This is a genomic window from Vibrio zhanjiangensis (assembly GCF_030161235.1).
Taxonomy (GTDB): Bacteria; Pseudomonadota; Gammaproteobacteria; order Enterobacterales; family Vibrionaceae; genus Vibrio; species Vibrio zhanjiangensis.
The window spans coordinates 129,940-155,519 of sequence record NZ_BSPW01000077.1 but is presented as its reverse complement, the minus strand read 5'-3'; the positions used below and the strand labels follow the sequence as shown (position 1 = coordinate 155,519).

General features: G+C 42.9%; 27 protein-coding genes, 2 tRNA genes and 1 rRNA gene. 25 read left to right on the top strand and 5 right to left on the bottom strand.

The window, feature by feature from the left end; genetic code table 11:
• Positions 1 to 78 precede the first annotated feature (78 nt).
• The 3 genes from rrf to QQK21_RS17100 all read left to right on the top strand — a co-directional run bounded on the left by rrf (position 79) and on the right by QQK21_RS17100 (position 422).
• Positions 79 to 194 (top strand): 5S ribosomal RNA (rrf, locus tag QQK21_RS17110).
• Between the two features lie 30 nt (positions 195 to 224).
• Positions 225 to 301, top strand: a tRNA-Asp gene (locus QQK21_RS17105).
• Positions 302 to 345: 44 nt separating this feature from the next.
• Positions 346 to 422, top strand: a tRNA-Trp gene (locus QQK21_RS17100).
• A gap of 280 nt (positions 423 to 702) precedes the next feature.
• On the opposite strand, the gene QQK21_RS17095 is transcribed toward QQK21_RS17100, so the two are convergent.
• Positions 703 to 2,301 (bottom strand): phospholipase D family protein, encoded by a 1,599-nt coding sequence (locus QQK21_RS17095; RefSeq protein ID WP_284193398.1) that lies wholly within the window; start codon positions 2,299 to 2,301, stop codon positions 703 to 705.
• A gap of 92 nt (positions 2,302 to 2,393) precedes the next feature.
• Positions 2,394 to 3,197, bottom strand: a complete 804-nt coding sequence (gene suhB, locus QQK21_RS17090) for an inositol-1-monophosphatase (protein WP_284193397.1) — start codon at positions 3,195 to 3,197, stop codon at positions 2,394 to 2,396.
• 168 nt (positions 3,198 to 3,365) lie between these two features.
• Between suhB and trmJ the strand changes: the two genes are divergently transcribed.
• The 12 genes from trmJ to fusA all read left to right on the top strand — a co-directional run bounded on the left by trmJ (position 3,366) and on the right by fusA (position 14,254).
• A complete protein-coding gene (gene trmJ / locus QQK21_RS17085) occupies positions 3,366 to 4,091 on the top strand; it encodes a tRNA (cytosine(32)/uridine(32)-2'-O)-methyltransferase TrmJ (protein WP_284193396.1) in 726 nt (241 codons plus the stop codon).
• Positions 4,092 to 4,213: 122 nt separating this feature from the next.
• On the top strand, positions 4,214 to 4,720 hold the full coding sequence (gene iscR, locus QQK21_RS17080) for a Fe-S cluster assembly transcriptional regulator IscR (protein ID WP_284193395.1): 507 nt from the start codon (positions 4,214 to 4,216) through the stop codon (positions 4,718 to 4,720).
• 29 nt (positions 4,721 to 4,749) lie between these two features.
• A complete protein-coding gene (locus tag QQK21_RS17075) occupies positions 4,750 to 5,964 on the top strand; it encodes an IscS subfamily cysteine desulfurase (RefSeq protein WP_284193394.1) in 1,215 nt (404 codons plus the stop codon).
• A 54-nt stretch (positions 5,965 to 6,018) separates the two neighbouring features.
• A complete protein-coding gene (iscU, locus tag QQK21_RS17070) occupies positions 6,019 to 6,402 on the top strand; it encodes a Fe-S cluster assembly scaffold IscU (RefSeq protein ID WP_284193393.1) in 384 nt (127 codons plus the stop codon).
• A gap of 65 nt (positions 6,403 to 6,467) precedes the next feature.
• Positions 6,468 to 6,791 carry an iron-sulfur cluster assembly protein IscA gene (gene iscA, locus QQK21_RS17065; protein ID WP_284193392.1) on the top strand — a complete coding sequence of 108 codons (324 nt, stop codon included), beginning with the start codon at positions 6,468 to 6,470 and terminating at the stop codon, positions 6,789 to 6,791.
• 47 nt (positions 6,792 to 6,838) lie between these two features.
• Entirely contained in the window at positions 6,839 to 7,354 is a 516-nt protein-coding gene (hscB, locus tag QQK21_RS17060; protein WP_284193391.1) for a co-chaperone HscB, read from the top strand.
• A gap of 19 nt (positions 7,355 to 7,373) precedes the next feature.
• Positions 7,374 to 9,227 (top strand): Fe-S protein assembly chaperone HscA, encoded by a 1,854-nt coding sequence (hscA, locus tag QQK21_RS17055; RefSeq protein WP_284193390.1) that lies wholly within the window; start codon positions 7,374 to 7,376, stop codon positions 9,225 to 9,227.
• An 11-nt stretch (positions 9,228 to 9,238) separates the two neighbouring features.
• Positions 9,239 to 9,577, top strand: a complete 339-nt coding sequence (gene fdx, locus QQK21_RS17050; RefSeq protein WP_284193389.1) for an ISC system 2Fe-2S type ferredoxin — start codon at positions 9,239 to 9,241, stop codon at positions 9,575 to 9,577.
• Positions 9,578 to 9,632: 55 nt separating this feature from the next.
• Complete coding sequence (iscX, locus tag QQK21_RS17045; RefSeq protein WP_284193388.1) at positions 9,633 to 9,827, top strand: Fe-S cluster assembly protein IscX; 195 nt, start codon at positions 9,633 to 9,635, stop codon at positions 9,825 to 9,827.
• 162 nt (positions 9,828 to 9,989) lie between these two features.
• The gene (gene pepB, locus QQK21_RS17040; protein ID WP_284193387.1) at positions 9,990 to 11,288 is read left to right on the top strand and encodes an aminopeptidase PepB; all 1,299 of its coding nucleotides are present in this window, start codon (positions 9,990 to 9,992) and stop codon (positions 11,286 to 11,288) included.
• A gap of 48 nt (positions 11,289 to 11,336) precedes the next feature.
• Entirely contained in the window at positions 11,337 to 11,765 is a 429-nt protein-coding gene (gene ndk, locus QQK21_RS17035; protein WP_284193386.1) for a nucleoside-diphosphate kinase, read from the top strand.
• Positions 11,766 to 12,166: 401 nt separating this feature from the next.
• A complete protein-coding gene (gene fusA, locus QQK21_RS17030; RefSeq protein ID WP_284193385.1) occupies positions 12,167 to 14,254 on the top strand; it encodes an elongation factor G in 2,088 nt (695 codons plus the stop codon).
• 291 nt (positions 14,255 to 14,545) lie between these two features.
• Here the strand turns inward: fusA and QQK21_RS17025 are convergent, their stop codons facing one another.
• The 3 genes from QQK21_RS17025 to QQK21_RS17015 all read right to left on the bottom strand — a co-directional run bounded on the left by QQK21_RS17025 (position 14,546) and on the right by QQK21_RS17015 (position 18,096).
• The gene (locus QQK21_RS17025) at positions 14,546 to 15,448 is read right to left on the bottom strand and encodes a LysR substrate-binding domain-containing protein (RefSeq protein ID WP_284193384.1); all 903 of its coding nucleotides are present in this window, start codon (positions 15,446 to 15,448) and stop codon (positions 14,546 to 14,548) included.
• 102 nt (positions 15,449 to 15,550) lie between these two features.
• Positions 15,551 to 17,236, bottom strand: a complete 1,686-nt coding sequence (locus tag QQK21_RS17020; RefSeq protein WP_284193383.1) for an AMP-binding protein — start codon at positions 17,234 to 17,236, stop codon at positions 15,551 to 15,553.
• A 122-nt stretch (positions 17,237 to 17,358) separates the two neighbouring features.
• Positions 17,359 to 18,096, bottom strand: a complete 738-nt coding sequence (locus QQK21_RS17015) for a helix-turn-helix domain-containing protein (RefSeq protein WP_284193382.1) — start codon at positions 18,094 to 18,096, stop codon at positions 17,359 to 17,361.
• Positions 18,097 to 18,591: 495 nt separating this feature from the next.
• Between QQK21_RS17015 and QQK21_RS17010 the strand changes: the two genes are divergently transcribed.
• The 10 genes from QQK21_RS17010 (at position 18,592) to QQK21_RS16965 (ending at position 25,573) form a co-directional block, all read left to right on the top strand.
• On the top strand, positions 18,592 to 18,759 hold the full coding sequence (locus QQK21_RS17010; protein ID WP_284193381.1) for a Flp family type IVb pilin: 168 nt from the start codon (positions 18,592 to 18,594) through the stop codon (positions 18,757 to 18,759).
• Between the two features lie 92 nt (positions 18,760 to 18,851).
• A complete protein-coding gene (locus QQK21_RS17005; protein ID WP_284193380.1) occupies positions 18,852 to 19,004 on the top strand; it encodes a Flp family type IVb pilin in 153 nt (50 codons plus the stop codon).
• Between the two features lie 26 nt (positions 19,005 to 19,030).
• Positions 19,031 to 19,555, top strand: a complete 525-nt coding sequence (locus QQK21_RS17000) for an A24 family peptidase (protein WP_284193379.1) — start codon at positions 19,031 to 19,033, stop codon at positions 19,553 to 19,555.
• A 12-nt stretch (positions 19,556 to 19,567) separates the two neighbouring features.
• Complete coding sequence (locus QQK21_RS16995) at positions 19,568 to 20,914, top strand: DUF8689 domain-containing protein (RefSeq protein WP_284193378.1); 1,347 nt, start codon at positions 19,568 to 19,570, stop codon at positions 20,912 to 20,914.
• A complete protein-coding gene (gene cpaB / locus QQK21_RS16990) occupies positions 20,911 to 21,654 on the top strand; it encodes a Flp pilus assembly protein CpaB (RefSeq protein ID WP_284193377.1) in 744 nt (247 codons plus the stop codon). The genes QQK21_RS16995 and cpaB overlap by 4 nt, the downstream gene beginning before the upstream one ends.
• An 8-nt stretch (positions 21,655 to 21,662) precedes the next feature.
• Complete coding sequence (locus QQK21_RS16985) at positions 21,663 to 23,126, top strand: type II and III secretion system protein family protein (protein WP_284193376.1); 1,464 nt, start codon at positions 21,663 to 21,665, stop codon at positions 23,124 to 23,126.
• An 11-nt stretch (positions 23,127 to 23,137) separates the two neighbouring features.
• A complete protein-coding gene (locus tag QQK21_RS16980) occupies positions 23,138 to 23,404 on the top strand; it encodes a hypothetical protein (RefSeq protein ID WP_284193375.1) in 267 nt (88 codons plus the stop codon).
• Positions 23,405 to 23,424: 20 nt separating this feature from the next.
• Positions 23,425 to 24,654: a pilus assembly protein TadG-related protein gene (locus QQK21_RS16975; RefSeq protein WP_284193374.1), complete on the top strand. Its 1,230-nt coding sequence runs from the start codon at positions 23,425 to 23,427 to the stop codon at positions 24,652 to 24,654.
• Entirely contained in the window at positions 24,651 to 25,091 is a 441-nt protein-coding gene (locus QQK21_RS16970) for a TadE/TadG family type IV pilus assembly protein (protein WP_284193373.1), read from the top strand. Before QQK21_RS16975 ends, QQK21_RS16970 begins: the two co-directional genes overlap by 4 nt.
• On the top strand, positions 25,088 to 25,573 hold the full coding sequence (locus QQK21_RS16965) for a TadE/TadG family type IV pilus assembly protein (RefSeq protein WP_284193372.1): 486 nt from the start codon (positions 25,088 to 25,090) through the stop codon (positions 25,571 to 25,573). The genes QQK21_RS16970 and QQK21_RS16965 overlap by 4 nt, the downstream gene beginning before the upstream one ends.
• The last annotated feature ends 7 nt before the right edge of the window (positions 25,574 to 25,580 follow it).

The following is a 25,580-nucleotide window of genomic DNA, read 5'->3' as shown; positions in this document are numbered from 1 at the left end:
ACACCCAAAGGGTTTTGTTGTGGACTCAAATAGAACATTGAATGTGTAAGAACGCAGCTTTCCGAATTAACGAATTTGCTTGGCGACCATAGCGTTGTGGACCCACCTGACTCCATGCCGAACTCAGAAGTGAAACGCAATAGCGCCGATGGTAGTGTGGGGTTTCCCCATGTGAGAGTAGGACATCGCCAGGCTTTATATTTAGACTTAGGTCTAACCAGTGCGGAGCGGTAGTTCAGTTGGTTAGAATACCGGCCTGTCACGCCGGGGGTCGCGGGTTCGAGTCCCGTCCGCTCCGCCAGTTATTTAAAAACCTCGCAACGCGAGGTTTTATGAGATATCTAAAGGGGTGTAGCTCCAATTGGCAGAGCAGCGGATTCCAAATCCGCGTGTTGGGAGTTCGAATCTCTCCACCCCTGCCATATATAAGGCTCTAGTCGAAAGACTGGAGCTTTTTTTGTTTGGCAGTACTTTTCAATTAACAAGCCATCGCAGCGGATTCAACTGATACCCAAAGAATACGCGTGTTGGGAGCTTAAATCTCTCCACCCCTGCCATATATAAGGCTCTAGTCGAAAGACTGGCGCTTTTTTGTTTGGCAGTACTTTTCAATTAACAAGCCATCGCAGCGGATTCAACTCATACCCAAAGAATACGCGTGTTGGGAGCTTAAATCTCTCCACCTATTACAGCTACAAAATATTACAGGATACTTTTAGGAACCATTCTCCGGGCTTTTACGCCTATTTGTTTAAAAATGCTGACGTAGTGATCAGGGTTGAAATCTTCACTGATCAGCCAAGCATTATCTGGCTCCATTTCCAATAGTATTGAGCTTTTTACTCGCTCGGCAATATCGGGTGAATGAATGACCGTAAAACTTTCAGTATTTAAGTTAGCGCTTCTTGGGTCAAAGTTATATGTCCCTATGATACTTATATTGCTGTCAATAATCATGGTTTTTGCGTGTAGGCCAAAGGTCGGAGTGGTAGGTAGCCTTTTATACATGTGCTCTGTCATGACTCTGCGACGAACTTTTGCATCAGGTTTGAATTCATATATCTCGACCCCTGTTTTTAGTAACCTTGAACGATCTCGTTGATATCCGCTAAATGCTTCGAGGTTATCATTAGAGGCAAGGCTGTTTGTTAAAATCTTAATCTCTACGCCTCGATCGACTAGCTGCTTTAGAAATTTACGGTCAGCTTTAGTGGTAACTAGGTAGGGGGTTTGTATAAGAATACTTTTCTGGGCTTTTTCGGCGAGTTCAATGAGTTTAGTTCGAGTGATACTGCCACCCCCGAGAAATGTTTTTCGGTTATTTTTTCCGGGCTTATCTGAGATATATTCTACTTGCTCTAGGAATAGAAAATCTCCGCTAGCCGATAAATTTTTAAAGGTTTGTGGAACTTTCTGTATTTCGGATCTTATCTCGGGGTGGAAGTTCTCAGGATTACAGGAATATGAGTGAAGTCTGGAAAAGTCAGGGTTTCTAGGGTAAGGGTTTTTTGCTATTAAGCTCTCAACATTCACGCTCAATTCGTGTTTCCAATACTCATCAAATGATGCTTTGACATCGGTTACTACTTTACCAGCCAAGAAAACATCTCTGTCTCTAAAATTATATTCATGGTCAAATCCGAAATACTCATCGGCTATATTTCTCCCACCAGTAATTGCTATCTGATCATCGGCGAGAAAAACTTTGTTATGCATTCTCTGATTTAACCCATGGAAGTCAGTCAACACTGTTCCTAGTTTATTGATGATGTTTTTACCTATGTTTACGTTAGGGTTGTAGATTTTGATATCAATATTGTCATGAGCCGCGAGCATTAAAAGTTCATCGCCTTTGGCTTCGAGCATAATGTCATCAACCAGAACTCTAACTTTTACTCCTCTTTCTGCTGCCCGAACAAGGTGATCTGTAGCGATTAGCCCGACATTATCAACAGAGAAAATAAAATACTGAATATCAATTGTCCTTTCAGCTGCATCAGTTAGCCAAGCTCTAGACATCATAGCTTCAGCACCTTGCTCCAAAACATAGACACCTGTCTTATTTTTGAGTTGCGGCTCGTATGGCTTTATATAATGAGAAAGACTTTTGATTTTTTCTTTCGGTAAGGCAATACAGTAGTTTTTATCAGATAGAGGTACACTATCAGAAGTCGCGCTACACCCAGTCGAAACCAATAGCAATGTACATATTAAAGAGATTATTTTCATCAGTGTAAATATATTGAAAACAGTAGTTATATTTTTCAGCATATCATTAAATGGAGATTTATCGATATTCATATTTATGCTTATTCTTTTGTTGGAAAATTTCACGCATAAAAAAGCCCACTCTATTGAGTGGGCCATAAATGATATAGATTGTTAATCTTTGTCTATTTTAGTAGAGTCTCGTTACCGTTTTCTCGAATGTGTTTAAGGATACCTTTAACACCACGAGCGCTTGAAGCAACGATATTTCCTGATTTCATATAGTCGGTACCACCAGCAAAGTCTGTCACGATAGCACCAGCTTCTCGTGCAATAAGTTCACCTGCTGCAATATCCCATGGCTTAAGGCCTAGTTCAAAAAAACCGTCTACACGTCCAGCAGCAAGGTAACACAGATCGAGCGCCGCTGAGCCAGTTCGGCGGAAATCAGAGCAATCAACGAACAAAGCAGACATGATCTTGAAGTAAGATTCTGAGTGCTGCTTTTGTTTGAATGGGAAACCTGTCGCTAAAACAGCACCTTGTAGATCTTTAACTTGCTTAACACGAATTCGAGCACTGTTAAGCTGAGCACCTGAACCTCGCTGGGCGGTAAATAGCTCGTTTTGCATTGGGTCATAAACACAAGCAACTTCTGTTTTACCTTTGAGGCGCACAGCGATAGAAACAGAGAAATGAGGGAAACCTTTGATAAAGTTTGTTGTTCCATCCAGCGGGTCTATGATCCATTGAACTTCGTCGTCTTTGCCCGTTAGTAAACCTGATTCTTCACCGATAACAGTATGATCTGGATAAGACGCTCTAATTGTATCAATAATTATTGATTCTGCTTCTTTATCGACATTGGTTACAAAATCATTGACGCCTTTTTGCGTAGACTCAATTTTCTCAACATTTTCTAACGATTTAGCAATATGATTGCCTGCTTTTCGTGCTGCACGAATAGCAATATTAAGCATAGGATGCATATAAATTTCCCAACGGATGTTAAAGAACAGAAAAACGGACGCGAGTATACCAGATAAATGGCCAAATGGAAGCGGATGTTTTTTTATCCTATCAGTAAAAAGGGAGGGATTTTTTTTGTGTTGGATATGTTACTATCGCGCGGTTCAAATGGTTTCTGGGAAAATCCAATGTTAGATAATGTTAAAGTCGTACTCGTTGGGACCTCACATTCTGGAAATATTGGCTCGGCTGCCCGGGCGATGAAAGTCATGGGATTGTCTCGGTTAGTACTGGTCGATCCTCAGTGTGAAATAGATCAGCAAGCGATAGCGATGTCATCTGGTGCTACCGATATATTGGAGAATGTATCAATTGTTGGCTGTTTAGCTGAAGCAATATCTGAGTGCAGTTTAGTTGTTGGTTCGAGTGCACGCTCTCGCACTCTGGAGTGGCCAATGTTAGAGCCTCGTGAGTGTGGGAAAAAGTTTATAGAACACGCATCGGTTTCTTCCACTGCGTTGGTATTTGGTCGAGAGCGTACCGGTTTAACCAACGATGAGCTTCAGACTTGCCACTACCATGTTTGTATTCCTGCTAATCCCGAATACAGCTCATTGAACCTTGCCATGGCAGTTCAGACCCTGAGCTATGAGATACGTATGGCTTATCTGGAGCATGAAAAAGGGTTGTATCGAGTATCAGATGAAATGATAGAGTTTCCGAGGCATAAAGAACTAGAGTTGTTTTTTTCTCATTTAGAGAAAGTTGCGAAAGATATTGATTTTATTGATGAGCAGCAGCCCGGAAAAGTGATGAACAAGCTTCGTCGTTTGTTCACTCGCTCAAGACCAGAAACGCAAGAGCTGAACATTTTACGTGGCATACTGACTGCTGTAGAGAAAAAAATACGTTAGCCCTTACTTGTACTTACCTAGATTAGTTCAATACTTGAGTAAAGTAAGGGGTTAAATACTTGACTAATTTGGTCGGGTATGAAAGAATTTATAACACATGAACGATGTGGATATGGTGTTATATGAGACTTACATCTAAAGGAAGATACGCAGTTACAGCCATGTTAGATGTGGCTCTGCATTCACAGCAAAACCCAGTGCCTCTGGCCGATATTTCTGAGCGTCAGGGTATTTCACTTTCTTATTTAGAGCAACTTTTTTCCAAATTGCGCAAAGCTGGTCTTGTCGCCAGTGTCCGTGGTCCCGGTGGTGGGTATCGTCTAGGTACCGATGCCAATACTATTGCAATAGGAACCGTTATTGCGGCTGTTGATGAATCTGTCGATGCAACTAAATGTCAGGGGCGCGGGGATTGTCAAGGCGGAACACGTTGCCTTACTCACACACTTTGGCACGATTTGAGCTCGCGTATTAGTGATTTCCTCAACAACATCACCTTAGGTGAGTTGATGAAAGACAATGATGTTCTAGAAGTTTCTGACCGCCAAGACTTAGATCTTGCGGTTAATCATGGGTTTTCTAAAAAGAATTCTAACACCGCACCCATCGGTATAAATTTCCGCTCATAAGCGGTTTGCCTGTTACATTGGAGTAGAGAATGAAACTGCCTATTTATCTTGATTATTCAGCAACATGTCCTGTGGATCCTCGGGTGGCTGAAAAAATGGTTCAGTACATGACGATGGACGGCACATTCGGTAACCCAGCTTCGCGCTCACACAGATATGGGTGGCAGGCTGAAGAAGCAGTCGATACTGCCCGAGAGCAAATAGCGGATCTACTGAATGCTGATCCCAGAGAGATTGTTTTTACTTCTGGCGCGACCGAGTCTGACAACTTAGCGATTAAAGGTGCTGCTCATTTCTATTCGAAAAAGGGTAAGCATGTCATCACTTGTAAAACAGAGCATAAAGCGGTGCTTGACCCATGCCGTCAATTAGAGCGTGAAGGTTTTGAAGTAACCTATTTGGAGCCTGAAGCAGACGGCATTCTTGACATCAAAAAGCTTGAAGCTGCAATACGTGAAGATACCGTTTTAGTCTCTATTATGCACGTAAATAATGAGATTGGTGTTGTTCAAGATATTGCTGCTATTGGCGATTTGTGTCGTAGCCAGAAAGTGGTTTTTCACATTGATGCCGCTCAATCTGCGGGTAGACTACCTATCGATGTTCAAGAGATGAAAGTTGACCTAATTTCTCTTTCTGCACACAAAGCTTATGGTCCTAAAGGTATTGGTGCTCTTTATGTTCGCCGTAAACCGCGTATTCGTCTTGAAGCTCAGATGCATGGTGGTGGCCATGAACGTGGTTTCCGCTCGGGTACTTTAGCGACTCATCAGATTGTTGGTATGGGAGAAGCTTTCCGTCTTGCCAAAGAAGAAATGCAAAAAGATTATGATCATGCGTTAGCGCTTCGTAATCGCTTGCTTGACGGAGTTAAAGATCTTGAAGCGGTTACTATCAATGGTTCTCTTGAACAACGGGTTCCGCACAATTTAAACATCAGCTTTGCTTTCGTCGAAGGTGAGTCTTTGTTGATGTCACTGAAAGATCTAGCGGTGTCTTCGGGCAGTGCTTGTACTTCTGCAAGTTTGGAGCCGTCTTATGTATTGCGAGCTTTAGGCTTGAACGATGAACTTGCGCACAGTTCAATTCGATTTTCTTTCGGACGTTTTACTACGGAAGAGGAAGTGGATTATGCGATTGAGCAAATCCGTGTAGCTGTCACTAAGTTACGCGACATGTCTCCTCTATGGGATATGTACAAGGAAGGAGTGGATTTAAGTACAGTTGAGTGGGCACACCACTAACTCTAATTTAGGTTACGCTTCAATAGTTGTTATAGAGGATTCGAGGTAAAAATTATGGCATATAGCGAAAAAGTAATAGATCACTACGAGAACCCAAGAAATGTTGGTTCATTTGATAAAGAAGATCCAAATGTGGGTAGTGGTATGGTCGGTGCACCGGCTTGTGGCGACGTAATGAAGCTACAAATAAAAGTGACTCCAGAAGGTATCATTGAGGATGCTAAGTTTAAAACGTATGGCTGTGGTAGTGCTATAGCATCAAGTTCACTTGTCACTGAGTGGGTAAAAGGCAAAAGCATAGATGAAGCAGCCGAGATTAAAAATGCTGAAATCGCGGAAGAACTTGAGCTTCCTCCAGTTAAAGTACACTGTTCAATCCTTGCTGAAGATGCAATAAAGGCAGCGGTCGCTGATTACAAGAAAAAACACCAACAATAAGCGATTGGTATATAATGGGAGTCCAGCACTCCCATTGAATTAGTTAACATAAATTAAGGTGCAGTATGGCCATTACAATGACAGAGACGGCGGTAAGTCGGGTTAAAACATTCTTGGATAACCGAGGAAAAGGTATCGGTTTACGCCTAGGAGTGAAAACGACAGGTTGTTCTGGCATGGCTTATGTGCTTGAGTTTGTTGACGAGCTTAATGAAGAAGATGAAGTGTTTGATCACCAAGGTGTTAAAGTCATTATTGACAAAAAAAGCTTAGTCTATCTTGATGGTACTGAGCTTGACTACGTTAAAGAAGGACTCAATGAAGGGTTTGAATTTAACAACCCGAATGCCAAAAGTGAATGTGGTTGTGGCGAAAGCTTTAACGTGTAAGTAACGAGTGCCGGCTGGACCTGAATTACCTAAGGACCGACTTCCTAATGAATTATTTCGAACTATTCGGGCTACCAAGTCAGTTTCAGCTGGATGGTAGCCTTCTTTCTTCACAATTTCGTGAACTACAAAAGCGCTTTCATCCCGATAATTTTGCTACAGCATCAGAGCGTGATCGTTTGATGGCAGTGAAAAAAGCGTCCGAAATCAATGATGCGTATCATGTGCTAAAGAATCCACTCTCACGGGCTGAATACATACTGGCAGAAAATGGCGTCGATATTCGAGACGAGCAACAGACTATGAGTGATCCAATGTTTTTAATGGAGCAGATGGAGTTGCGAGAAGAGCTTGAGGGCATTTCATCTCAAGCTGAGCCTGAAACGGTCTTATTCGAATTCGAGGATAGAGTGAGCAAAATGTATAAACAGTATCTTCACGCTGTTGAACTTGACTTGAACACTGCTCGATGGGAGCACGCTGCTGAATGTGTGCGAAAACTCAAGTTTATCGCCAAACTGAAAAATGAAATAGAGCTAGTGGAAGAGAAACTCCTCGGCTAGCGAATGATAAGGACCAAGAATGGCATTACTTCAAATAGCCGAACCTGGACAAAGTTCTGCACCTCACGAGCATAAACTGGCTGCCGGTATCGACTTAGGTACGACAAACTCTCTGGTTGCTGCTATACGCAGTGGCAATGCCTCAACGTTAAAAGATGAGTTAGGGCGAAGCCTTCTTCCGTCCATCGTCAACTATGCTCAAGAGATGCCAGTTGTTGGTTATGAAGCTAAACAAAAGGCCGAATTAGATCCGGAAAATACAATAATTTCGGTTAAGCGTATACTCGGACGGTCATTGCAAGATATTCAAGCTCTATACCCACATCTGCCTTATCGTTTTAAACAAAGCGACAATGGCTTGCCCGTGTTCCAGACAGCATCGGGTGACAAAAACCCTATTCAAATATCCGCGGATATTCTGCAGTCATTGGCACTGAGAGCGCAAGAAACATTAGGCGGCGAGCTATCTGGAGTCGTGATTACTGTCCCCGCTTATTTTGATGATGCTCAGCGTGCGGGGACCAAAGATGCCGCTAAGTTAGCAGGTCTGAACGTATTACGTTTATTGAATGAGCCGACAGCGGCAGCCATTGCATACGGCCTTGATTCGGGGCAAGAGGGCATTATAGCTGTTTATGACTTAGGGGGAGGCACTTTTGATGTGTCTATCCTTCGTCTGTCGAAAGGCGTTTTCGAGGTTCTTGCCACGGGAGGTGATTCAGCCTTAGGTGGTGATGACTTCGATCACCTTTTAGCAGAATATCTAATTGAATGCTCAGGTGTTAACACGCCATTATCGGCAGAGCAGCGTAGAACAGTATTGAACCTTGCTACCGAGACAAAAATTGCATTATCAGAACGTGATACGGTTGATGTACAGCTTTTGGGTTGGAGCGGGAGTGTGTCAAAAGAGGATTTTGAGTCGTTAATTCGTCCTCTGGTTAAAAAGACCTTGATGTCGTGTCGCCGAGCTTTAAAAGACGCGCAAGTCGATGTTGGAGACGTTCTGGAAGTCGTGATGGTCGGTGGTTCTACGCGAACTTTGCTTGTGCGAGAAATGGTCGGTGACTTTTTTGAGAGAACGCCATTAACAAGTATCAATCCGGATGAAGTGGTTGCGATAGGCGCAGGGATTCAGGCCGACATTTTGGTTGGCAACAAGCCAGACTCTGACATGCTGTTGTTGGATGTGATTCCTCTATCTCTTGGTATAGAAACCATGGGTGGTTTGGTGGAAAAAATAATCCCACGTAATACCACAATCCCTGTTGCTCGAGCTCAAGAATTCACCACATTTAAAGATGGTCAGACGGCGATGAGCATTCATGTTGTGCAAGGAGAGCGAGAAATGGTTGAAGATTGTCGTTCTCTAGCACGATTTTCGCTTAAAGGCATTCCACCAATGACAGCCGGTGCTGCGCATATACGAGTGACTTACCAAGTGGACGCAGATGGTTTACTTTCTGTCAATGCAATGGAAAAGAGTACTAAGATTCAATCAGAAATTCAGGTGAAACCTTCCTATGGCTTGAGCGATAATGAAGTGGCGAATATGCTGCGTGATTCGATGACCCACGCTAAGGAAGACATGTTGGCACGAGCACTGGCCGAACAACGTGTTGAAGCCGACCGAGTGATTGAAGGCTTGCTGGGCGCTATCCAAGCTGATGGGGATGAGTTGCTTTCAGGGGCTGAAAGAGAGACTTTAGTTAGTGCGATTGAAGCATTGATCGAACTACGAAATGGTGACAACGCTGATGCGATTGAGCAAGGGATTAAAGAAGCAGACAAAGCCAGTCAAGACTTTGCTTCGCGCCGCATGGATAAATCAATTCGATCTGCACTGTCAGGTCAATCAGTAGATGATATTTAAGAGAAACAGTTATGCCTAAGATTATTGTATTGCCGCATGAAGATTTGTGTCCAGAAGGTGCGGTTTTGGAAGCGAAGACAGGTGACACAGTTTTAGATGTTGCGCTTAAAAACGGTATAGGTATAGAGCATGCGTGTGAAAAATCTTGTGCATGTACAACATGTCACGTGGTGATTCGTGAAGGTTTTGACTCTTTAGAAGAAAGCGATGAGCTGGAAGATGACATGCTGGATAAAGCATGGGGGTTGGAGCCAGAATCACGTCTAGGGTGTCAAGCTAAGGTTGCAGATGAAGACTTAGTGGTTGAAATTCCAAAGTATACTCTCAACCATGCTGCGGAAGATCACTAAACTAGCACGGCATTATATTGAGATAAACAAATCCAGACGAAAAGGAAAGTGAGCAATGAAATGGACAGATTCGCGAGATATTGCGATAGAACTTTGTGATAAGTTCCCAGATCTTGACCCTAAAACTGTGCGATTTACCGACCTGCACAAATGGATTACTGAACTCGATGAGTTTGATGATGAACCGAATCGTTCAAATGAAAAAATCCTTGAAGCTGTCATCTTATGTTGGATGGATGAAATGGATTAATGGAAGCGTCAAAAGCTTTTCAAGTTAACATTTTTGACTAAAACAAACGGGCGAAATCGCCCGTTTTTTATCGAATTGACATTTTTCCCTTTCGAGATGCTAACATCCGTAGGTTAAGTAAAATGGTGAAGAATCTGCCAGTAACAAAGACAAGGAGAAACCATGTCTGCACAAATGTCTGTAATGTTGAGCACGGAGCCAGCTCCGGCACATTGGGGAGAGAAGGCAACGCTTTCTTTCTCTGAGCAAGTCGCCACTATCCATGTGGGGCAAGACAACGAACTCGAGGTTGTTCAGCGAGCCGCCAGAAAATTAGACTCTCAAGGTATATCATCTATTTCTCTAGCTGGTGCGGGTTGGGACTTGGAGTCCGTTTGGGCGTTTTATCAGGGGTACCGTAACCCTAAGAAAAATAATAATTTAGTTTTGCCTGAGCTCGTTGATGCTGCTCAGACAGAGTTAGAGGCACGGATCAAAGCCACTGAATTTACCCGCGATATCATCAATAAGCCAGCTGAGGAAGTTGCGCCAAGGCAGCTTGCAACTATGGCGGCAGAGTTTGTAAAGTCTGTTGCACCTGAAGATACTGTTCAAATTCGTATCGTAAAAGATAAGGATCTGCTCGACGAAGGTTGGGAAGGAATCTACGCGGTTGGTCGAGGTTCATCGCGAACTTCTGCCATGTTACAACTCGATTACAACCCAACAGGGGATGAGAATGCGCCGGTATGGGCTTGTTTGGTGGGTAAAGGAATTACGTTTGATTCTGGTGGCTATAGTCTTAAACCCTCTGATTTCATGACAGCGATGAAAGCGGACATGGGAGGTGCTGGCACGATTACAGGTGCCTTAGCGCTTGCAATTATGCGTGGTCTCAACAAGAGAGTGAAGTTGATTCTCTGTTGTGCCGAAAATATGATTTCAGGTAGAGCGCTAAAGCTTGGTGATATTATTACCTATAAAAATGGCAAGACAGTTGAGATAATGAATACAGATGCCGAAGGGCGTTTAGTGCTAGCGGATGGTTTGATTTATGCCAGTGAGCAAAAGCCTGAGTTAATCATTGATTGTGCCACTCTAACAGGCGCTGCCAAAAATGCATTGGGCAATGACTATCACGCTTTGATGAGTTTTGATGAGTCTCTTTCTCATCAGGCTTTGTCTGTGGCTAAAGAAGAAAAAGAGGGGCTGTGGGCGCTTCCTCTGGCTAACAGCCATAGAGGTATGCTACCGTCAAACTTTGCAGATTTATCGAATATTAGTAGCGGTGACTATGCACCTGGCGCAAGTACGGCAGCTGCATTTTTATCTTACTTTGTTGAAAATCATCAAAAAGGGTGGTTGCATTTTGACTGTGCAGCAACCTACCGAAAATCGGCAACGGATATGTGGGCAGCCGGTGCAACAGGTGTCGGTGTGCGTACTCTAGCTGGCATACTCATCCAGCAAGCAAATCAGTAATGAGTGGCGATTGAGCGCTTAATAATAAAATAAGACAAAGGTAACCCTATGGCTCTAGAAAGAACATTTTCTATCATCAAGCCTGATGCTGTAGAACGCAACTTGATTGGCGAAATCTACAATCGTATTGAAAAAGCAGGCCTTCAGATTATTGCAGCAAAGATGGTGAAATTGACTGAGGAACAAGCGAGCGGCTTTTATGCTGAGCATGAAGGTAAGCCATTTTTCCCCGCGTTAAAAGAATTCATGACGTCAGGACCAATTATGGTTCAAGTCCTTGAAGGTGAAAATGCTATCTCGCGGTACCGTGAATTAATGGGTAAGACAAATCCAGAAGAAGCGGCTTGTGGGACCATTCGCTCTGACTATGCAGTGAATATGCGCTTAAATTCGGTACATGGTTCAGACAGTCAAGAATCTGCGGCGAGAGAAATTGAGTTTTTCTTTCCTGCTGCCGAGATTTGCCCTCGAGTATAGTGTGTTCTAGGTCATTCAATAACAGCGCCTATCTAGCGCGCTGTTATTGAGTTTCTTTCAGTAGTCTATTTACTTAGTGTTTTGTTGAATGGATCATGCGGTTAGCTGGTGGCATTGACCATCAGGTTTTTATTTCCTTGCAATAACATGTGATTAGGTTGCTGGGCTGAATATTCAGTTGATGGTTGGGCGCAATTAATCGCTAATATTTGATCTGAATATTATCTGGCACTTACCGAAAAAGAATTTTGGCGGACATTTTTCTTGAAACAAGTTTTGATGTCGTAAGATAAGCAAAACGAGATAAGTTTTTTTATTCACATAAGCACGCAAAGCTATCAGTCTTGACAGATTGTGATATACTCTGCGCGCAATTTATACCTTATAAACAGAGTAAGACAATGGCAGATTTATCAAAGTACAGAAACATTGGTATTTTCGCGCACGTTGATGCGGGTAAAACTACCACCACTGAGCGTATTCTAAAGCTTACTGGTAAAATTCACAAAACTGGTGAAGTACACGACGGTGAGTCAACTACTGACTTCATGGAGCAAGAAGCTGAGCGTGGTATCACAATCCAGTCTGCTGCTGTAACTTGTGAGTGGAATGGCCACCGCCTAAACGTTATCGACACTCCGGGACACGTTGACTTTACAGTAGAAGTATATCGTTCACTTAAAGTACTAGATGGTGGTATCGGTGTATTCTGTGGTTCTGGTGGTGTTGAGCCTCAGTCAGAAACGAACTGGCGCTACGCGAACGAATCAGAAGTTGCACGTATCATCTTCGTTAACAAGTTAGACCGTATGGGTGCAGACTTCTTTAACGTTGTTGACCAAGTTAAGAACGTACTTGCGGCAAACCCGCTAGTAATGGTTCTTCCTATTGGTCGCGAAGAAGACTTCGTTGGTGTTGTTGATCTGCTATCTCGTAAAGCATACGTATGGGATGACTCAGGTCTACCAGAAAACTACGAAATCCAAGATGTTCCAGCCGATATGGTTGATGACGTTGAACAGTACCGTGAAGAACTCATCGAAACTGCTGTTGAGCAAGACGACGACCTAATGGAAGCGTACATGGAAGGTGAAGAGCCTTCTGTTGAAGATATCAAACGTTGTATCCGTAAAGGTACTCGTGATCTCGCGTTCTTCCCAACCTTCTGTGGTTCTGCGTTCAAGAACAAAGGTGTTCAGCTAGTACTAGACGCTGTTGTAGACTACCTACCATCTCCAACAGAAGTTGATCCTCAGCCTCTAACAGATAAAGAAACTGGTGAGCCAACAGGCGAAGTAGCTACTGTATCTGCAGATGAGCCACTACGTGCGCTAGCGTTCAAGATCATGGACGACCGTTTCGGTGCCCTAACATTCATCCGTATCTACTCTGGTGTAATGAAGAAAGGTGACACAGTTCTTAACGCTGCAACAGGTAAAACTGAGCGTATCGGCCGTATGTGTGAAATGCAGGCTGATGACCGTAACGAGATTACTGAAGCGCAAGCGGGTGACATCATCGCGGTTGTCGGAATGAAGAATGTTCAAACTGGTCACACTCTATGTGATCCTAAGCATGAATGTACTCTAGAACCAATGATCTTCCCAGAGCCAGTAATCTCAATTGCTGTATCACCAAAAGACAAAGGTTCAACAGAGAAGATGGGTATTGCGATCGGTAAGATGGTTGCAGAAGATCCATCATTCCAAGTTGAGACTGACGAAGATTCTGGCGAAACCATCCTAAAAGGTATGGGTGAACTTCACCTAGATATCAAAGTAGATATCCTAAAGCGTACTTACGGTGTTGAGCTAGAAGTAGGTGCTCCTCAGGTTGCGTACCGTGAAACTATCACTAAAGAAATCGAAGATAGCTACACGCACAAGAAACAGTCTGGTGGTTCTGGTCAGTTTGGTAAGATCGATTACCGTATCAAACCTGGTGAGCCAAACTCTGGCTTCACATTTAAGTCTACAGTTGTTGGTGGTAACGTTCCTAAGGAATTCTGGCCAGCAGTTGAGAAAGGCTTTGAAGGCATGATGCAAACGGGTGTTCTAGCGGGCTTCCCAACACTTGATGTTGAAGTTGAGCTGTTTGACGGTGGCTTCCACGCCGTTGACTCATCTGCAATTGCATTTGAAATCGCAGCGAAAGGCGCATTCCGTCAGTCTATGCCTAAAGCAGGCGCGCAGCTTCTTGAGCCTATCATGAAAGTTGATGTGTTCACTCCAGACGATCACGTTGGTGACGTAATCGGTGACCTTAACCGTCGTCGTGGCATGATCAAAGACCAGCAAGCTGGTGCTACTGGTGTTCGTATCAAAGCTGACGTGCCTCTATCAGAAATGTTTGGTTACATTGGTACACTGCGTACGATGACTTCTGGTCGTGGTCAGTTCTCTATGGAATTTGCTCACTACTCACCTTGTCCAGCTAACGTTGCTGAGCAAGTGATTGCTGAAGTTAAAGAGCGCGACGCTAAGAAGTAATTCTTTTGCATTGCCCAAATAAAAACCTGTAGCCATGGCTACAGGTTTTTTTATATGTTGTGCTGTCAGCTCAAGCCTTTTATTCACAGTCTCTAGGTCAGGATTGGTATTTGCCGTGGCGAAAAATGGGAGTAGAGGGAGAATATTGAGCGATTTCCTCATAATATAAATCATCCTTAATCGTTAGTGTGTTTCTTCTAATTTATTGATGATATTAATTAAAATTATTGGGATGTGTAAATGTTCAATATGTTGAGAGGTTAGCTTTGTCTATGCAGAGACCCAAAGCCTCTAATTGCTCGACTCCCCAATAATTCCGTGAAGCCAATGAGTAAAGGCCATGATACGGTTAAGTCGTGGTGATTCTTGATCATAAAACAGATTGAATCGGATACCTGGTTGCATTCCTATAGCAAAAGGTTTGATCAGTAACCCTCTATTGACTAAGTCATTGGCCAATGAGTCCGATGCAAGACAAGCACCATGGCCTGTGATGACAGCGTTCATAGCATGGTCAAATGTGCTTACTTCTGTCCATTGGACAGATTCTTTATTCATTTTTACCCCCGCTTCTGCAAACCAACTTTGCCATGGGTAACCACCAGACTGGTAGTGAATTAACCAAGTATTGAGCAGCTGCTCTGGCCTTGATAGATCCATATTTTGGGCAAAATTAGGTGAGCAAAAAGGATAAACTGGGTCCTCAAACAAAAATTCTTTATGAAGGTTTGTCGCATTTTCCAGTTCTTCGCCTTGCCATATTGCTACGTCGACTTTGCCCTGTTTCAGTTTTGGCTCATCACAACTTGTCTCAATTCGAATCGGGATATTAGGGTATTGCGCGGAAAACTGCCAAAGTTTGGGCAGGAGCCAACATGAGGCGAAGGAGGGGGTGGAACTGACGCAAAGTAGTCCTTCTATTGGCTCACTTTGAATTTGATTCAATCCGGTTACAATATTCTCAAAGCCTTTTGAAACATGCTTATAGAGAATTTTTCCCTGCTCAGTTAAGTGCATTTCGCGGCCATCTCGCATAAATAGCTTGCAGCCTAATCCATCTTCGAGTTGACGGATTTTTTGGCTAACAGCCGCTTGACTGACAAACAATTCCTCAGCGGCGCGGCTGTAGCTTTGTAATCTAGCGGCAACTTCAAAGTAACGCAGGCCTGATAAGTGATGTAAACGTATGTCCATCGCTATCCTTGATTATTTTTTGTTATGATAACCCCTTGCACTAGAAAAGCAAAAGGAGAGTATAGACTCTCCTTTGTTAACAAACAGGTGGCATCCTTTAATTTAGTCTTCCCAAACGACAAGCTGATCTTTAGGCCAGTTTTGTCCGACCTCATGATATTTTTGCTCTAGAACATGGCGCTTGATCTTAAGAGTTGGTGTTAAAATGCCGTTTTCAATGCTCCAAGGGTCTTTGATCATTAATACGCCTTTGATCTGTTCATGAGATTCTAAAGACTCGTTCATTTTAGCAATGACTTTTTTCGTTGTTCTTTCATAACGCTCTCTGTCAAAGTTTGGGAAGTCGTGAGGAACGACTAGGAGTATTGGGTAAGGTAAGCCCAGACCAATCAAGCACATCATTTCAACTCGGCTATACTCAAATAATTTTTTCTCAATGGGAACGGGAGCGACAAATTTACCTTTAGCCGTTTTAAAGGTGTCTTTTTTACGACCCTGTATCGTCAGGTAACCTTCACTATCAATAAAACCTATATCGCCAGTGTGTAGCCAGCCTTCGGCGTTAAAAGACTCTTGCGTAGCAATATCATTTTTGTAGTATCCAGAAAATAGTCCCTCACCACGGACTAATATTTCATCATCTGGTGCAATTTTTAGTTCAATACCTGGGCCTGCATTGCCTACACTGCCTATTTTATCGGCGCGAAATGGGTAGTTTAGAGTACTGTAAGCAAAGGATTCGGTCATTCCCCAAGCTTCGGTAATATTGAGGCCTATCGAATAATACCAATCTAGCAGGGCTGGGGATACGGGGGCCGAACCGCATCCGAGTACACGTGCTTGATCCAGTCCTAGACCATCTGCAAGTTTTTTCTTTATCAAGGTATTGATGAAGGGGATTTTGAGCAGAACATTAAGCTTTCTCTGGGGTAATTTATCTTGGATTCTTTGCTGAAATAGTGTCCAAAGACGTGGTACTGAGATGAACAAAGTGGGTCTTTGCATTTTAACATCCTCGATAAAGGTATCGAGAGATTCTGGAAACGCAGTCGGTACGCCTCCCATAATTGAGGAACCAAAGATGTATACTCGTTCGGTTATATGCGCCAGAGGAAGGTAAGAAAACAGTCTGTCGTTCGGTTTAATGCCTATGTGGTTAATTAGCTGTTGTACGGACCAACTAAAGGCACCATAAGTTAGCATTGCCCCTTTGGGTAAGCCAGATGTACCGGAAGTGTAGACAAGCGACATAAGTTTATCATCATAGTGTTCAGCTCTATAGCTGCTAGGTTCAATATTTTTGATTAACTCTGCAAACGAGTACTGGCACTTGGGAGCACTATCATAAGGCAAGGAGAGACTGATTAAATCTGGCATGCTGCCTAACACTTTCTGAGTTGCAGTCGCATCATCGAGTTTCCCACCAATAAGAGCTTTGCTTTCACTGTGAGTAATACAATACTCAATGGTGTCTGAGCCTGCTGTGGGGAATATAGGTACACTGATGAAATCCCCCATCATCATAGCGAGATCACAGATGAACCATTCTGCGCAGTTTTTCGATACCAGAGCAATTTTATCACCGGGTTGCAATCCGAGTGCTTGCAAAGCAGCGACAAGTTTGAGAGCTTTATTCGCCACATCAGAATAGGTAAACTCGACAAACTGTCGGTTGATGATTTGCTTAAGGTACACTTCATTTGGGCGTTCCTCTGCCCAGCGAAGTATCATTTCATTAGGTGGCGGAAGAGTACAAGTGCTTTTGCGTAACTCGTTAGGCTGAATCATTTTCTAACTCCATGTTATTAGCAAAGTTATAATATTGTTATTGTTAACAGCGTGTTAACTTTATCACGGAGGAGAATAAAGCGAGAAACCCAAGTCAGGAACTTGTGACCAGAGTGTGATAACTAGTGCATTTGCCGATAAATGGCGGGGCTGAATCCTGTTTTTTTCTTGAATATTCGAGAGAAATAAGAAACGTCATTATATCCGCATTGAAATGCAATAAATGAAATTTTCTCTTTACGTTTTTCACTGAGTAGTTGTTTAGCAAGGCTGATTCTTTTTAGTGTTAAATAGTCTCTAAAACAGACACCTATGGTCTTATGGAAAAACTTTGAAAAGTAGGTTACTGAATAGTGACAATAATCTGCTATGTCCTCTTCACGTATTTTTCGAGATAGGTTATTGTCGATATATCTGAGTATTTCAACTAAATCTTTATTTGTCGATTTTTGTTCGATTAGTGATGGAAATTTATGCAATTCAATAATTTCTTGATGTTTAACAAATTGATAATGAATTTTTTTGCTTAGTTCTTCCGACCAAACTTTGGTTTTATTATCATTTAAGTCTAATGTTGAAAATACGATGTCCAACTGTGCAATCTCGGGTCTTAATCGACCTTTATATATGACTATCAAGTGTTTATTAAGGTTTTGACATATTTTCGCTGTAGTAGTGAATAAAGAATCAAAATTTTCTTCATAGAAAAAAAAGCAAAAGTGGATATCAGACTCGCTTAACACAGAAACATCATATCCATAATCGAGAAGATGGAAGTGTGTTTCTAAATCCCTAACCGTATCCTTGTTAACATAACTTATTGATTGTCCTAACCAATATCCTTTATGTAATACGTCCACTGATTAAGGCCTCCCACCAAATATTCCTGTCTCCTTTCATTAAGGGTAGGTGAGGGAGAAACAATCTCAACCTTAACGTTATTCTGGTTTAGCCATCACAGAGAGCGAAGGATAGCCACCATGATGATTTTTGGGTAATTTAATAACCTTATATTTGGAATGAAGATCGATTTTATTTTTGTGTCATATATTGTCAAGTATCAAAAGTGATACAAATGGAAAATAGTAATGCTAGGATGAAAGTAAAATTATTATCTTAATTTAACCATTAAAAAACAATAACATTAAACGTTAAATGACTCATTTTATTTAGAATAAATAGTCTAAAATATGATCTGAGCTATGTTTTTCACCTCATTTTTTTATTATTTGAATCGACACAATGACAAAAAAATACCAAAAGTGGTTAAAAAAATCCTAACTGTTATTTGAGGCGAAATCTAAATTTAAAGGTAAGCGCGATAGCTTGACATATTTTCAGAAAGGAGACTGGATATGAATAAGGTATTATCTAACGTAAAAGAGTTTCTTGAAGATGAAGAGGGACTCACAGTGGTTGAATATGTCGTGGGTGCAGGGCTTCTAGTTGCAGGCTTGACAGGCATCTTTACGACTTTCAGCAGCACACTCACCACCGAGCTAGGGTCAATTTTCTCCGGATAAGCATTGCCCTTTTGCAACAGAAAAAATTGCAGTTCCCATGACGCGAGCGTCATGGGCCGTTTTCTTTTTTATTTAGCTACGAGGTCGGTGCCATGGGGATAATACTCAGTTTTTTGGCTGATGAAGAGGGGCTAACAGTAGTGGAATACGTTGTTGGAGCAGGGCTAATTGTGGTTGGCTTTGCTGGCTTGTTCTTTGCGTTTAGGGACATACTCACTGCTGAGTTTGCGACTATATTTAGTTAGTAGGAGCAAAATTAAGGGATGCCAATATGGGCTTACTGGTGTGGATAGTGCTGTTTGCTGTGGCCGTTTCTGACGCAAGAGAGCACCGAATTCCCAATAAAGGACTATTGGCAATACTGTTACTTTCACTTATTGATAAGGCTTTACTATTAAGTAACTTTTCTCTCTTGTTCTGGTCAGTTGCCACTGGGCTTGCTTGCTTTATCTGTGCTCTGGTTCTTTACTTTCTAAAAGTGATGGCCGCTGGCGATGTCAAACTTTTGGGTGTTGTGGGATTTTGGTTGGGGCCTGCCCACATTTATCAAGCCGTGTTCTGGATAGCAATCTCTAGTGTCGTGGTGGGCCTGTTCTACGTATTATTGAGGGTTGCACAAGCTCCTGACAATACTAAATCGATGTTGAGCAAATATTCTTTGCTTGCGATGTACGGTGCTTCGGATACTAAGCCCGTAGGCTCAAAGGAAATAGCTGAACGCGAAAGGTATCGCATGCCCTTTGCTCCTGTGGTTGTGTTGGGGATCGCTGTTTACTTTTATTTTTTGAATCAATGACAAGGAGTCAGTATGGTTCAGGTTACGACACAAGTACGACACCGTACAGAACTCACTCCCCAAGCTCCAGAGCCCCCTGTCCCTAAATCATTTGATGATCTTGGCGTTCCTAAAGCTGTTGTCGAAAATTTAGTTATCAAGCATTTAGCAGCTTACCCGAAATCTGACATCCTTCAACTGACCAAGTTACTCGCCATTAATAGCCACCTTGTAGAGGATATTTTGGTCGATTTACGTGCCAAATCTCTTGCTGAAGTATTTCAGGCATCACCCGGTTCTTTTTCTAATCAATCATCTGGACATGTTCGCTATGGTTTATCTGAAGCAGGTATGCAGGAAGCGGATACTGCTTTTATTAAAGATGCGTACCTTGGTCCCGTTCCTGTTTCTCTACCCGCATATAGTGACATGGTCAAAGCTCAAGATGTACGAGCTCAGATGGTGAATCGTGCCGATGTCGAATACGCTTTGTCTGATGTATTGGGAGCCCACCGGATGATTGGTGTCTTGGGGCCAGCAATCAACTCTGGTAGGGCGTTACTTTTGTATGGAGGTGCTGGTGCAGGTAAAACTTTTGTCGCGACTAAGATCCTCAACTCGCTCAATACCTCCGTCTATATCCCTTACTCAGTTTTCGCTGCGGGTAATATCATCAAAGTTTTTTCACCTCAGCACCACAAACGAGTGCAAAAAGAAGAAGTTCAATCCATCGCTTTTAAGGAGCATTTTGATCGTCGTTGGGCTTTGTGTGAAAGGCCTAGCATTCAAGTCGGTGGTGAACTCACTATGGAGATGTTAGAAGTCAATCATAGCGAACATAACAAAGTTTGGATGGCACCACTTCAGATGATGGCAAACAATGGCATTTTTATTATTGACGATTTAGGTCGTCAGCCCATGCCAGTGGATACTTTGTTAAACCGTTGGATAGTACCCATGGAATACTTCTATGACTACTTGAACCTCCCTAATGGTCAACAAATAAGTATTCCCTTCATCCTCACTCTAGCCTTTTCTACCAATTTGGACCCAGAAAAGATAAGCGACCCTGCTTTTTTACGTCGCTTAGGCTACAAAATACAGTTTGGGCCTTTAGAGGAAAGTGAGTACAAAGAGCTGTGGGAAGGCATTTCTGAGGCTAAAGGCTTGTCTCTTGAAGAGGGGTGTTTTGAAGCTGTTCTTGATTTACATCGTAAGCATGGGGTGAGTTATTACCCTTGCTTGCCTAAAGATATCGTTGGCATTAGTCGGGATATTATTATTTTTGAAGAACAAGCCCCGGTAATTTCTTCGCAAGTTCTATTACGTGCTTGGGAAGTGTACTTCACGGCTGACGGTAAGGGAGGAGGTGCTCGATGAGCCGAAATCAAGTGATGTTACTTTTCTTACTTTCTATCGCATTTGGCTTAGGCGCGGTATTTTTTGCTAAGCAATGGATGGATAGACAACTCCAGCCTCAAACTGAAGTTGAGGTGGTTGAAAGAGAGCCAGTTTTGGTTGCAACGCAGGAAATATTGGCGGGCACAATCATTGAACAACAGCACGTTACTAGCAAACTCTTGGAAAAAGATTGGCGTGATGAATTTCAGTTTACTTCCGCTGATGATTTAGTCGGTGAAGTTGCAGCAAGCAATATTTACCCTGGAGAAATCATCACTGTACATCGTTTAACGGTTTCTGGTGAAGGCTCGACCTTAGCTTCTTTAATCCCTGAGAATAAACGGGCAGTGACCATTCGAGTCAATGATGTCATTGGGGTGGCTGGTTTCCTTTTGCCAGGTAATAAAGTCGATGTATTAAATACAATAAAATACAGTTCGACATCTGCTACCACAGTTACAGTGCTTAAAGAAATTAAGGTCTTGGCCGTCGATCAGACGGCCAAAACAAAGGAAAACAAACCTATTATAGTCCGTGCTGTGACCTTGGAAGTATCACCAAGAGAGGCTGAGAAATTGTTGTCTGCTCAGAGTAAAGGAGAAATTCAATTGGCTCTGCGCAACCCTCATGAAGAAGAAAAAGTGGTAAAACGGTACGTAGCCCCAAGTGTTACGGTTATTAAAGGTACAGAATCTCGCAACATTAGGGTCAAGGATTGAGGTTAAGTATGCGAAATTTAATCATCATTATTTCATTGTTACTGTTTCAAGTTGAAGCGGCCTACGCGGCTGCGCAGTCGGGCAAAGCCGTGTTAGTTCCTCATCACAAGTCAACACATGTGACGCTTGCGGGGAAAGCAAAACGGGTATCACTCGGAGACCCAGAGGTCCTTGATATTGTCATGCTCAAGTCCGATGAAGTCTTTCTCATTGGTAAGAAACTCGGTTCGACAAACTTAATGGCGTGGGATAGCCGAGGTCGTTTGATAGAGTCTATCAATATTCAAGTAACGCATGATCTCAATAGCCTCAAAGCAAAATTGTACGAGTTTTTGCCTGATGAAGAGATTAATGTTCACAGCGCCCAAAACCGTTTGATTTTGAGTGGTCAGATTAGCAGTCAATCAGCGATGAATATCGCACTAAGAGTTGCTGAAACATACGCATCTGGTGAACAAGCAGATAAAGAAACCGCCTCACTTAGTGAGCAGGCTGATAAGACGGGGGTAATAAATCTCATGACAATCGGCGGTGCTCAACAAGTTATGTTGGAGGTGACTGTCGCTGAGGTTCAAAGAAGTCTGGTTAGAAAGTTTGATGCTAATTTCCATTTTTTCCAGAAAAGTGGTGATATTTCTTGGGGAGGCTCCTCTACTGGCGCATCTTTGCCGACTACCGCCACAACCGTATCACCAGTTTTTACCTCTCCATCGATTGACACTACGGGTTTACTCGGCTCTTTTATAGACAGCAATACTTTGTTCTCCTTTGCACTGGATATAGCGAAACAAAATGGAACTGCAAAAGTGTTAGCCGAACCGAATTTGACGGCTCTTAGCGGTGTCAAAGCTGAATTTCTAGCGGGGGGCGAGTTCCCAATTCCTGTCCCAGATGATGATGGAATTACCATTGAATATAAAGAATATGGTGTTGGGCTTAAATTTATTCCTACGGTTTTAAGTGACAAGAAAATTAACCTTAATCTTGCGATTGATGTTAGTGAAATTGCTAATACCTCTTCACTGACTCTAACACCCAACCTTACCACTACCACTTATGTTATTCCTCCCATCACTCGACGAAGTGCCTCTTCTACCCTAGAGCTTGCAGATGGTCAAACTATAGGTATTGCTGGGTTAATTAGTGAAAATGTACGAGATGTCGTTTCAGAAATGCCTGGTTTTAGTGATATTCCCATTATTGGTCAGATGTTTAATAGTCAGGAATATATCTCAGGTGAAACAGAGTTAGTGATTTTGGTAACACCTAGACTCGCGAGGCCTGTTGATAGAAATAAGGTATCTCTACCCACGGACTCATTTGTAGAGCCTAGTGATTTTGAGTACTACCTGCTTGGACGTGGTGCTTACATTGCGCCAGAGAGTGCTCATCAGACAAATAGGGTAGATGACACCAGCTTTTTGGACAATTCGAAAGGTGGCACTGAGGGAACCTTTGGACACAGTTTATAGAGGCAGAACTGATGAATATGAAATACGTAACGTTAGCTCCTTTGGCTTTGTCTTTGTTGCTTATGGGATGTGTTAATAGTGCGGAAGATTTAGGAGCACATGTAGTTAAATTAAGGTCAGAACAGACCTATAATGTAAATGCGACCAGAGAAAATCTGGCTATTATTCCTGAAGGCAGTGGTGAAAGGATGGAAGGTGTAAATCAAGTTTATACAGGTAAACAGGATATGGACTTGGAAGGCACTGAGAGTCAATTTGTTCAAGAGGGGCAAAATTAACCGCTCTTAAGGATAGAACTATGACCAGAACAAGGCGATGTCGGGGAACGCCTGACCGGCAGAAGGGCTTAGTGTTAGTAATGGTCACCGCTGCAATGCTTTCACTGATAGGTATTGCTGCTTTATCCATTGATGTTAGCCACGCGGTTCTAAATAAAGCACGATTACAAAACAGTGTGGATGCCGCAGCGTTAGCGGCTGCTGTCGTATTAGATGGAAAAGGCAGCAACGCAGATGCAAGTAGTGCAATTACTAACACCTTGGCGAATATGGCCAGTGCAACTGGCAACGATGAAATGGACTTTTCAGCTGCGAACGTTTCGATTGAATATTCAAACGACCCCAGTATTTTTCCTCAATCTGGCTACAATTCAAATCTTGATACCTATGTTCGTGTCACGATAAGTGCATACCCATTAGATAATTTCTTTGCTTATCTGTTTGGTATTAATAAACAGCTGAGAGTCAGTGCGGTTGCAGGGCCAAGTACCGCCGCAATGAAGGTCAATGTAGTACCTATGGCTGTGTGTGAAGGCAGTGAAGCAACACCATCAGGTTACATAGCGGGTGATCTCTATGTGCTTAAACTTGCCGATCAACAGCAAAGCACTATGGGCAGTGGTAACTTTCAGCTGCTTGATTTTGGCTCGGGGGCGGCAACCATCCGCCAAGCATTAGCGGGTAGCTATGAAGGTAGAATTGGCATTGGTGATACGGTAACCACTAAACCGGGAAACTCTATTGGACCTGTAGGACAAGGATTGAATACCCGCTTTGGGATATATGGGGGGGCAGGTGTTACGGCAGAAGAGTTCCCTCCTGATATTTATGTGCGGCAGCCTGCGACTGTGGCGACTACCGATGCCTTTGGAGAGATTGTCTATACGGATACCAGCGGTGCTGGTGGAACGCCGTGGGGGTATGAGGATTATTTGTCCGTATTACCTGATTGCACTGGTGATGCGGATTGCATGGCATCATCGGGTGGGCAGCATGGACGAAGAACGATTGCTATACCTATTGTTGATTGCTCTAGCGCGAGTGGAGGTACTAGCTCCTTTACAGTCACAGAACTTGGCTGCTTTTTTATTCTTCAGCAAGCGCCATCGTCAAATGGTAGTCAAGATCCCATTGTTGGTGAGTTTCTACAAACTTGCTCTGCGGGTGGAGGAAACCCGGGCCAAGATTCATCGGATGACGGCCCATACACTATCGTGTTGTACAAAGATCCAAGTGGGGGAGGCTCATGATGCGTCCTTCACTGCCTACAATAGGCTCACAAAAAGGCTTGGCAGCTGTAGAAATGTTGATTGCAGTGCCCGTACTTATGACCATATTGATGGCGATCACTGAGTTTGGCAATGCGTTTATTCAATATACGACGTTAAACAAAATGGCTCAAAGTGGTGTTCGCTTCGCAACTTCTGGTGTAACAGGTACTGCCAGTTACGATCAAATCGCAGATGTAGACCAAATAAAAAATATGGTGGTATATGGCCATACAGGGACAGGGGGTTCCTCCTTGGTTTCTGGAGTGACGACATCGAATGTGTCTGTTAATCATTCGAGTGGACATGTCACGGTCACAATCAACTATGACTATACCCCTATTATTTCTGGTTTTAGCTCAGCCCTAGATTTTAATGTACCGCTCAATGTTTCCGCCATGATGAGGACGGCACCATGAAGCGGCAACAGGGTCTGAGCATTATTGAATTCACTTTAGTGTCGACGACGCTTTTGCTACTGGTATTTGCTGTTATTGAAGTGGGTAGGTATGTGTATTCTCTGCAAGTGGTGAATGATATGACACGAGTGGCCGCTAGGTTAGCCGTGGTATGCCGAGTTGAAGACAGAAATGATATTCCAGCACTGGCTCTTGCTTCCAATGCTCCAGTGGGTTTCACGGCGGCCAATTTAACCATTGAATACTTAGATGCTTCAGGCAATGTCATTACAGGAACTCTGACAGATGACGATGTTTTTTCTACAATTGAATATGTTAGAGCAAAAGTGGTTAATTTTGAGTATCAGTTCACTGGGTTACTTAGCTTTGTCAATTTAACAGGTATGTTGGCCATTCCTGATTTTGAAACAACACGCCCGCGAGAGAATTTGGGTCGCCATAGAAAGACATCGACAAATCCGGATAACAGCACGGATTGCTAGGAGAAGG

Bases quoted from the DNA above. Each gene is read 5' to 3' on its own strand.
- QQK21_RS17075 (WP_284193394.1), top strand. From the start codon at position 4,750: ATGAAACTGCCTATTTATCTTGATTATTCAGCAACATGTCCTGTGGAT.
- QQK21_RS16970 (WP_284193373.1), top strand. From the start codon at position 24,651: ATGATGCGTCCTTCACTGCCTACAATAGGCTCACAAAAAGGCTTGGCA.
- cpaB (WP_284193377.1), top strand. From the start codon at position 20,911: ATGAGCCGAAATCAAGTGATGTTACTTTTCTTACTTTCTATCGCATTT.
- QQK21_RS17020 (WP_284193383.1), bottom strand. From the start codon at position 17,236: ATGATTCAGCCTAACGAGTTACGCAAAAGCACTTGTACTCTTCCGCCA.
- pepB (WP_284193387.1), top strand. From the start codon at position 9,990: ATGTCTGCACAAATGTCTGTAATGTTGAGCACGGAGCCAGCTCCGGCA.
- QQK21_RS16980 (WP_284193375.1), top strand. From the start codon at position 23,138: ATGAATATGAAATACGTAACGTTAGCTCCTTTGGCTTTGTCTTTGTTG.
- QQK21_RS17000 (WP_284193379.1), top strand. From the start codon at position 19,031: ATGGGCTTACTGGTGTGGATAGTGCTGTTTGCTGTGGCCGTTTCTGAC.
- fdx (WP_284193389.1), top strand. From the start codon at position 9,239: ATGCCTAAGATTATTGTATTGCCGCATGAAGATTTGTGTCCAGAAGGT.
- QQK21_RS17010 (WP_284193381.1), top strand. From the start codon at position 18,592: ATGAATAAGGTATTATCTAACGTAAAAGAGTTTCTTGAAGATGAAGAG.
- suhB (WP_284193397.1), bottom strand. From the start codon at position 3,197: ATGCATCCTATGCTTAATATTGCTATTCGTGCAGCACGAAAAGCAGGC.
- QQK21_RS17095 (WP_284193398.1), bottom strand. From the start codon at position 2,301: ATGAATATCGATAAATCTCCATTTAATGATATGCTGAAAAATATAACT.
- QQK21_RS16985 (WP_284193376.1), top strand. From the start codon at position 21,663: ATGCGAAATTTAATCATCATTATTTCATTGTTACTGTTTCAAGTTGAA.
- fusA (WP_284193385.1), top strand. From the start codon at position 12,167: ATGGCAGATTTATCAAAGTACAGAAACATTGGTATTTTCGCGCACGTT.
- QQK21_RS17005 (WP_284193380.1), top strand. From the start codon at position 18,852: ATGGGGATAATACTCAGTTTTTTGGCTGATGAAGAGGGGCTAACAGTA.
- ndk (WP_284193386.1), top strand. From the start codon at position 11,337: ATGGCTCTAGAAAGAACATTTTCTATCATCAAGCCTGATGCTGTAGAA.
- QQK21_RS17025 (WP_284193384.1), bottom strand. From the start codon at position 15,448: ATGGACATACGTTTACATCACTTATCAGGCCTGCGTTACTTTGAAGTT.
- iscR (WP_284193395.1), top strand. From the start codon at position 4,214: ATGAGACTTACATCTAAAGGAAGATACGCAGTTACAGCCATGTTAGAT.
- QQK21_RS16975 (WP_284193374.1), top strand. From the start codon at position 23,425: ATGACCAGAACAAGGCGATGTCGGGGAACGCCTGACCGGCAGAAGGGC.
- QQK21_RS16995 (WP_284193378.1), top strand. From the start codon at position 19,568: ATGGTTCAGGTTACGACACAAGTACGACACCGTACAGAACTCACTCCC.
- QQK21_RS16965 (WP_284193372.1), top strand. From the start codon at position 25,088: ATGAAGCGGCAACAGGGTCTGAGCATTATTGAATTCACTTTAGTGTCG.
- trmJ (WP_284193396.1), top strand. From the start codon at position 3,366: ATGTTAGATAATGTTAAAGTCGTACTCGTTGGGACCTCACATTCTGGA.
- iscU (WP_284193393.1), top strand. From the start codon at position 6,019: ATGGCATATAGCGAAAAAGTAATAGATCACTACGAGAACCCAAGAAAT.
- hscA (WP_284193390.1), top strand. From the start codon at position 7,374: ATGGCATTACTTCAAATAGCCGAACCTGGACAAAGTTCTGCACCTCAC.
- iscA (WP_284193392.1), top strand. From the start codon at position 6,468: ATGGCCATTACAATGACAGAGACGGCGGTAAGTCGGGTTAAAACATTC.
- hscB (WP_284193391.1), top strand. From the start codon at position 6,839: ATGAATTATTTCGAACTATTCGGGCTACCAAGTCAGTTTCAGCTGGAT.
- iscX (WP_284193388.1), top strand. From the start codon at position 9,633: ATGAAATGGACAGATTCGCGAGATATTGCGATAGAACTTTGTGATAAG.